Annotated in this window: 6 protein-coding genes; 3 read left to right on the top strand and 3 right to left on the bottom strand. The window is 44.5% G+C overall.

Features of this window, described 5'->3' with window-relative positions:
* The first annotated feature begins 249 nt into the window (after positions 1-249).
* Positions 250-696, top strand: coding sequence for a hypothetical protein (locus AB1L17_RS31030; protein ID WP_412848785.1), 447 nt, complete (start codon positions 250-252; stop codon positions 694-696).
* Positions 697-753: 57 nt separating this feature from the next.
* On the opposite strand, the gene AB1L17_RS31025 is transcribed toward AB1L17_RS31030, so the two are convergent.
* Together AB1L17_RS31025 and AB1L17_RS31020 are read right to left on the bottom strand one after the other, a co-directional pair.
* Complete coding sequence (locus tag AB1L17_RS31025; protein WP_412848786.1) at positions 754-2,118, bottom strand: sensor histidine kinase; 1,365 nt, start codon at positions 2,116-2,118, stop codon at positions 754-756.
* Positions 2,115-2,840 (bottom strand): response regulator transcription factor, encoded by a 726-nt coding sequence (locus tag AB1L17_RS31020; protein ID WP_412848787.1) that lies wholly within the window; start codon positions 2,838-2,840, stop codon positions 2,115-2,117. Before AB1L17_RS31020 ends, AB1L17_RS31025 begins: the two co-directional genes overlap by 4 nt.
* A 580-nt stretch (positions 2,841-3,420) precedes the next feature.
* Between AB1L17_RS31020 and gyrA the strand changes: the two genes are divergently transcribed.
* Positions 3,421-5,946: a DNA gyrase subunit A gene (gene gyrA, locus AB1L17_RS31015; RefSeq protein ID WP_412848788.1), complete on the top strand. Its 2,526-nt coding sequence runs from the start codon at positions 3,421-3,423 to the stop codon at positions 5,944-5,946.
* A 166-nt stretch (positions 5,947-6,112) separates the two neighbouring features.
* Entirely contained in the window at positions 6,113-7,198 is a 1,086-nt protein-coding gene (locus tag AB1L17_RS31010) for an HD-GYP domain-containing protein (protein WP_412848789.1), read from the top strand.
* Between the two features lie 156 nt (positions 7,199-7,354).
* Here the strand turns inward: AB1L17_RS31010 and AB1L17_RS31005 are convergent.
* Positions 7,355-7,562, bottom strand: a 208-nt coding sequence (locus tag AB1L17_RS31005; RefSeq protein WP_412848790.1) for a hypothetical protein, incomplete at its 5' end; no start/stop codon positions are given.

The raw sequence follows: 7,562 nt of genomic DNA, 5'->3' as shown, positions 1-7,562 counted from the left end.
GAATACTAATCGGTCGAGGACTTATCCACAAATTTAGCAATTGATCATGCAGATCCAGTTTTCAGGGAATAAAAGAAGCCATCCAACTCGGATGGTTTTTTTGTATGATTGATTTATACTTCTTGCATGAGTGCGCGTGCTCCATTGTAAAAATACATATTTTTATATCTGAAATTTCTAGCTTCTTCATTGCGGGTGTTACCTTTTTTATTCTCTTGATCGGAGCTGGGATTCGTTCTGCTCCCTTGGATGCAGGCATCTTGGCAGCTGACTGTACTTTGCGGAGTCGTTTTTGGACTGGGTTCAGGATGTACGGCTTCCGTATTGGGAGCGATGTTCGTAAATCGCAAATCGCTGGTTTGTGAAGCAACGAGGATTGGTAATGAAAATATTGACAGCAAGCGGTACGGCATTCTAGCGGTGACAGCTGCAAGGGTAGCCACCGTTCCTCCAACGCTTAAGCTGACGACCGATTTTTTTGGCAGACAGCAATCAGGAATCTTATTTGGATGGATATTGACTGCACACCAATTAGGCGCTGCTGTTGCCGCTTATGGCGGTGGTGTCATTTATACCATGTTGAACATTTACTTCATCATGTTCATTATTGCTGGCGTATTTTGCTTGATCGCTTCTGTCATGGTTATGCGGATTGGAAGGAACGCGCTCAATGTAAAAATTTCCGGGCATATGTAGCGGTAAATGTATCGGCGGAATGGAAAACACCCGAGTGGAAATTAGATCACTCGGGTGTTAGTTTTCAGGTTGTTGATGCAATGGAAGGATGATACGGAAAACAGCTCCGTGAAGTGGGCCATTTTCTGCTTGGAGACGGCCGTGAGAACGTTCGATAATCGCACGGGAAATTGCCAATCCCAGTCCGACATCACCATTTTTGCCTTTCACAAAACGATGAAATAAATGAGGGAGAAGTTCTTCTGGAATACCCTCACCATCATCTCGTACTTCTATTTGCAGTTGACGTTTTCCTGGCTCGATCTCAATCGTGATTTGTTCCTTTGCATGGCGCAAAGCATTCCCAATGATATTCAGTAGTGCTTGGAGAAACTTTCCTTCATCCACGTACAAGATGTCATTGTTATTAGTCGGAAGTACAGAAATGCTGACATTGTGTTGGAGCTGTAGAGGATGTAATCGTTCGATCGCCTGAGTGACCAAATCGGTAGCGGAATGCCAAGAAGGATTAAATAAATTCTCTTCGCCTTCAAGCTTGGCTAGCAATATAATTTCAGTCACAATATGCTTCAACCGATTGGTTTCCTCGACGATCACATCAAAACCTTTTTCAGCAGCTTCATTGACAAAAATGCCATCGCGAATCCCCTCTGCATAACCTTGAATCGACATAAGAGGGGTTTTTAGCTCATGGGAAGCATTCTGTAAAAATTGTCGCTGGATTTCATGAAAACGATCGAGCTCCTGGGCCATAGAGTAAACACTATTGGAGACTTCAGCAATCTCACCACGAGCTGGGATGAGTTGAACGTCGGAAAAACGCCGAGCTTGGACCTTTTTAATCTCTCGCGTCAACTTATGGAGTGGCTGCACCATACTACGGCTAATAAAAAAGCTCAGTAGAATCGTAGATACGGCTCCAATCATGACGATGAGTAAGATGTTATTCGTTATTTCCATACGTACGTCTTTTAGTCCACGTACAGGAGAGGCAAGAATGAGGCGTTGTTTTTCGTCATTTTTAAAAGGGAGGTTTACAACCACGTAATCATCGCTGCCGACCATCCAAATGTTTCGATTTTGCCGTTTCTCTGCTTTTCGATCGAGTGCATCCATCCACTCATACAGATTGGAAGAAGGGAGAGATGTATAAAGTACTTTTTTCTTTTTCCCTAAGAGCAAGACCTCAACCTTGCGATTAGAGACGAGAAGTTTTTCGAGCTCTGCGACTCCCTCTGTTTCAATCTTGGCATTGGATTCGTTCATTTTATCAATCCAGAATCGACCCTTTAAGTTTAATTCATTCTTTTGCTGCTCGATCAAATTATCAAGCAAAAACGAATGAATCAGGGCAGTTGATACCCCCATGACAAGGCAGAGGAGAAGAGTGTACATCAATGTAATACGAAAATGGATACTCATTCTTCCTTCGTTCCTTCCACAGATCGCAGGCGATAGCCAAAGCCCCAAACCGTTTCGAGAGGGATCTTATCCAGCTTTTTTCGGATGCGACGAATGAGGTCGTCAACAACCCGATCGCTTCCAAAATAATCATACCCCCATACAAGAGAGAGCAGCTCATCACGAGAAAAGGCACGATCCGGATGCTCAGACAGAAGGCTAAGCACCTGAAATTCTTTTGAGGTTACTTCTACTTCTTCTCCAAAAGAATATACCAACCGTTTTTCCTTATCTAAAATAAGAGCATTGTCAGTAGCTTCTTCCGGTTTTTGCTCTTTCACAAGGAACGGGGATTCCTCTGCATGAGATCGCATATGTTTCCAGCGCTGGAGTGCCCGATTCACGCGTGCAACTAATTCACGAGGACTAAATGGCTTTGTGAGATAGTCGTCGCTCCCCAACTCAAGTCCAAGAATTTTGTCTACTTCTTCGTCACGAGCGGAGACCATGATGATTGGCGTTTCAGAGCCAGCACGAATTCGACGACAAAACTCATATCCATTCATACCAGGGAGCATGATATCCAATACCCATAGATCGGGAGGATTTACTTGCTCTAAAGTAATAGCCGCTTCGGCCGATTCAACTGCAGATGTAACATAGCCTTCCTTTTGTAAATAGGCTTCAACGATCTGACGAATATTAGCGTCATCATCTACGATTGCGACATGTAAGGTCTTCATGGGATTCCTCCGTAAACCTTTTGATTCTAACCTTCATTGTACATCTTGAAAGCGACTTAGGCAGTTGGTAAAGCCATTTCCCACACTTTTCCCATACTTTCCTACGTTTCTTACAATAGTGTAAGGAATATGAAACCCAAATCGATAGGACGGTGTGCATATTCCTTGTAAAATCAAAGTACATTCATGAAACGGAGGGATTCACCATGAGAAAACTACTACAGATGATCGCGATTACGTTCGGATTGTTGATCGATACGAAGACAATCATTCGCTCCTCCGAATTGGAAATGGTCGTGAAGCTGTAAAAGACGATAAAATATACGTGAAATTCCAGGCGCCAGTATGTAGGGGGCCTTTTTGTTTTGTGCTGACCAGTGTACTTGGGTAAGCGAGAAAGCTGAAAAGAAATGGAAGACAGGACTAAAACATATAGGGAGTCTACGAATTTCGTGAGTGTACGACTAAAATTGAGGGGAAATCCGAGGAAACGGATTGATTCGGCTGGATTTTTTGGACGTGTCCTCTTTCTATATGGTATAATGAAGTATTGTGATAACCAGTTGGAGGTTTACCCTTTATGGCAGAAGAAACTGCTCGGTTTCCCAAAGTCGATATTAGCCACGAAATGAGAGAATCGTTCATTAGCTATGCGATGAGCGTTATCGTCAGTCGGGCTTTGCCTGACGTTCGCGATGGTTTGAAGCCTGTTCACAGGCGTATTTTGTATGCCATGCACGATATGGGCCTTACTCCTGACAAGCCGTTCCGTAAATCGGCAAACGTTGTCGGGGAAGTTATGGCGAACTACCATCCGCATGGTGACTCTTCCATCTATGAAGCGATGGTACGTATGGCCCAAGATTTTAACATGCGCTATATGCTGGTTGAAGGGCAAGGGAACTTCGGTTCTGTAGACGGTGACCCGGCTGCGGCGATGCGTTATACGGAGTCGCGTTTTTCCAAGCTCGCGCTGGAGCTTTTGCGCGATATTGATAAAGAAACGGTCGATTTCATTCCTAACTACGACGGACGCAAAGAAGAGCCGGTTGTATTGCCTTCTCGATTCCCGAACCTGCTTTTGAACGGGGCATCAGGGATTGCGGTAGGTATGGCTACCAATATTCCGCCGCATAACCTGACGGAAGTTGTTGATGGCGTTATTGCCATGATCGACAATCCTGATATTACGATTCAAGATTTGATGAAGATCATCAAGGGACCTGATTTCCCTACAGCGGGGGAGATTCTCGGTTACAGTGGTATTCGTCGTGCCTACGAAACAGGCCGCGGTTCCATTATTATGCGCGCCAAAACCCAGATTGAAGAGGATGGGAAAGGAAAACCGCGCATCATTGTAACGGAGATTCCTTATCAGGTCAACAAGGCTAGACTCGTGGAAAAAATCGCGGAGCTTGTTCGCGAGAAAAAAATCGAAGGCATTACTGACCTTCGTGATGAGTCTGACCGTAAAGGAATGCGTATTGTCATGGAGTTGCGCCGTGACGTCATTCCTAAGGTTGTCTTGAACAATTTGTTTAAGCATACCCAAATGCAGTCTACATTTGGTGTGAATATGCTGGCACTCGTTGATAGTCGTCCGCGTGTATTGAATTTGCGTGACATGCTCTATTACTACTTGGAGCATCAACGCGTCATTATCCGCAGAAGGACCGAGTATGATCTGAAGCAAGCAGAAGCCCGTGCGCATATCTTGGAAGGCTTGCGCATTGCGTTGGATCATATTGACGAGATTATCAGCTTGATTCGTTCCTCCCAAACCACAGAAGAAGCTCGCACAGGACTCATGGAAAATTACTCCTTGTCTTACGAACAGGCACAGGCGATTCTCGATATGCGTCTGCAACGCCTGACTGGTTTGGAGCGAGAAAAAATCGAGAACGAGTACCAGGAGCTCATGGTAAAAATCGCAGAACTGCGTGCTATTCTTGCAGACGAAGCCAAAATCTACGCGATCATCCGCGATGAGCTGGGTGAGATCAAAGAGAAGTTTGGCGATGCAAGACGCACAGAAATTACTTTCGATGAGAATCATATCGAAGATGCTGATTTGATCCCAGAGGAAGATGTGGTCATTACCCTGACGCATGACGGCTATATTAAGCGTCTGCCTGTTTCCACCTATCGTTCTCAAAAACGTGGTGGTCGTGGCGTGCAGGGGTTGGGAACCAAGGATGACGATTTTGTCGAGCATCTGTACATTACCAACTCGCATGATTACATCATGTTCTTTACGAGCAAAGGGAAGGTTTATCGCCTAAAAGGATTCGAGATTCCGGATCTGAGCCGGACAGCGAAAGGTACCCCAATTATTAATCTCATTCAGATTGAAAAAGGGGAGCGGGTGAGTGCGGTAATCCCTGTGAAGGAGTTCGATCAGGAACATTACCTGTTCTTTGCGACCAAGAAGGGGATTATTAAGAAAACCACGCTGGAGTCCTATGAAAACATTCGCAAAGGCGGACTGATTGCAGTTAACCTGCGCGAAGATGATGAGTTGATTGGTGTTCGTCTGACGGATGGCCAACAAGAAATCATCATGGGTACTCACAAAGGTATGTCCGTCCGATTCAATGAGGGAGACGTACGCACCATGGGACGTAACGCTACCGGTGTGAAGGGAATTACCCTTGACGACGATGATGATGTCATCGATATGGACGTTATCAAACCAAATGCAGAAGTGCTCATTGTAACGGCGAATGGTTACGGAAAACGGACGCCTGTAGATGAATACCGCATTCAATCTCGTGGCGGTAAGGGAATTAAGACACACAATGTAACGGATCGAAGCGGTCCGGTCGTTGGTCTAAAAGTAGTTGAGCCTGAAGAAGATCTGATGATTATTACCACTTCGGGTATCATCATTCGTACGGAAATGAAAGGTATTTCCGTGATGGGGCGTTACACGCAGGGCGTTAAATTGATCCGCCTCTCAGAAAATGAGCAGGTCGGTTCAGTTGCCAAGTGTCCACCAACTGAAGAAGATGATATGTCTGATGAAGATGTGGAAGAGGGAATGGCAGATCAATCAAGCGCGGAAACCGCTGAAACGACCGAGCCTACCGAACCGACGGAAGAATAAAGTAAGTTACCGAGAAAGCGTCCCGTATATTGCGGGGCGTTTTTTTCGTGCAAATGCAGAAAGTTTATCATAGGCAGTGCTTTTTTCCTGCAAATGGTTTCGGATTGGAGTAAAATTGGGAAATGGAAACTATATCATTATCAAGTTGGATCGGGTGGTGAGCAGGTTGCCCAATGTGGAAGTGAAACAACTGACTCTTGGAGCGAAATTGGCTGAAGACGTATTTACAGCATTGGGAGGCATTCTTTTTGCAAAAGGGACCCCTCTCTATGAAAGAGAAATTCAATTCTTAGAAGCGTTCATGATCAAGCAGGTACAAGTAGAGGATTCAGGAGGGGCTTGGACTGACCAAGGTGAACCAGCTAGGGTAGATACGCCAGAAGCTTCTGATAAGTTTACTAATGTGAAGCCTGCGTTTCAGGAGTCATTTGATAAAGCAGTGTCTACACTGAAAAATTTGATGACCCGCGTACAAGGCGGCAATAACATACCGGTTATGGAAGTAAGAGAAGTTGTTACGCCGATCATTACCCAGTTTCAACAGCAGCCACAAGTTCTCCTCTCCCTTCGCCGATTTGCAAGGATGGATAGCTATGCCTATGAGCATGCAATAGCGGTTGGAATTATTTCTTATATGATTGCAAAATGGATCAAGGTGCCTGAAAAGGAATGGATGCAGGTTGCACTGGCTGGTACATTGCTTGATATAGGGAAAACGAAAATTGATCGGCGAATTTTGCAGAAACCAGGCAAGCTTACAGCAGACGAGTTCGAAGAGATGAAAAAGCATACGGTTTATGGCTATCAAATTATAAAATCCTCGCACGGGTTAAGTGAAGGCGTAGCACTGGCGGCTTTACAACACCATGAGCGGGAGGATGGCTCAGGCTATCCTTTAGGTTTACCTGGTTCAAAGCTACATTTATATAGTAAAATTGTTGCTGTCGCAGATGTGTATCATGCAATGAGCTCTGATCGTGTGCATCAAAAGGCTCTATCTCCTTATCAAGTAGTGGAGCAATTAGTGCAGGATAGCTTTGGCAAGTTAGATCCCACCATTGTTCGGACATTCGTATATGGGATCACTCAATTTGCCATAGGGACGCTAGTTGAACTAAGTGATGGAACAGTCGGGAAGATCGTATTTACAGACCATAATCATCCGACGAGGCCTATGGTCGAAACGGGTGGAAAGATCGTAAATTTGGTCGATGCTCGACATTTATCTATAGTAAGAGTGATGGAACAGTAGCTGAGAGGGGCGATTGATTCGCCTCTTTTTCACTTTCATTGAAAAAGTTTATTTAAATTATAAAAACCTCTTGTGCTGTTTAAAAATACGTGATAAGATACATCTTGTCGCTTCGGTTGAAGCAACACTTCAAGAAGAAAAGTTACATAAAGCTATTTACTTCTTGGGGATTGTTTGATAAAGTATTGAATTGTCGCCGCTGAGCGGAACAAGATTTTTAAAAAAAACTTCTTGCAAAAGCCCAGGTGGTATGATAAGATAGAAAAGTCGCCTCAAGAGCGACGGACAAAATGCTCTTTGAAAACTGAACAGCGAAAGCGTTAATGAGTCTATCATTAAATGATTTGCCAGCTTTGAACCAGTA

The sequence above is a fragment of the Brevibacillus jepli genome, from assembly GCF_047229145.1.
Classification (GTDB): Bacteria; Bacillota; Bacilli; order Brevibacillales; family Brevibacillaceae; genus Brevibacillus.
Note: the sequence above shows the minus strand (reverse complement) of the source record. Positions and strands in the feature narration are given on the sequence as shown.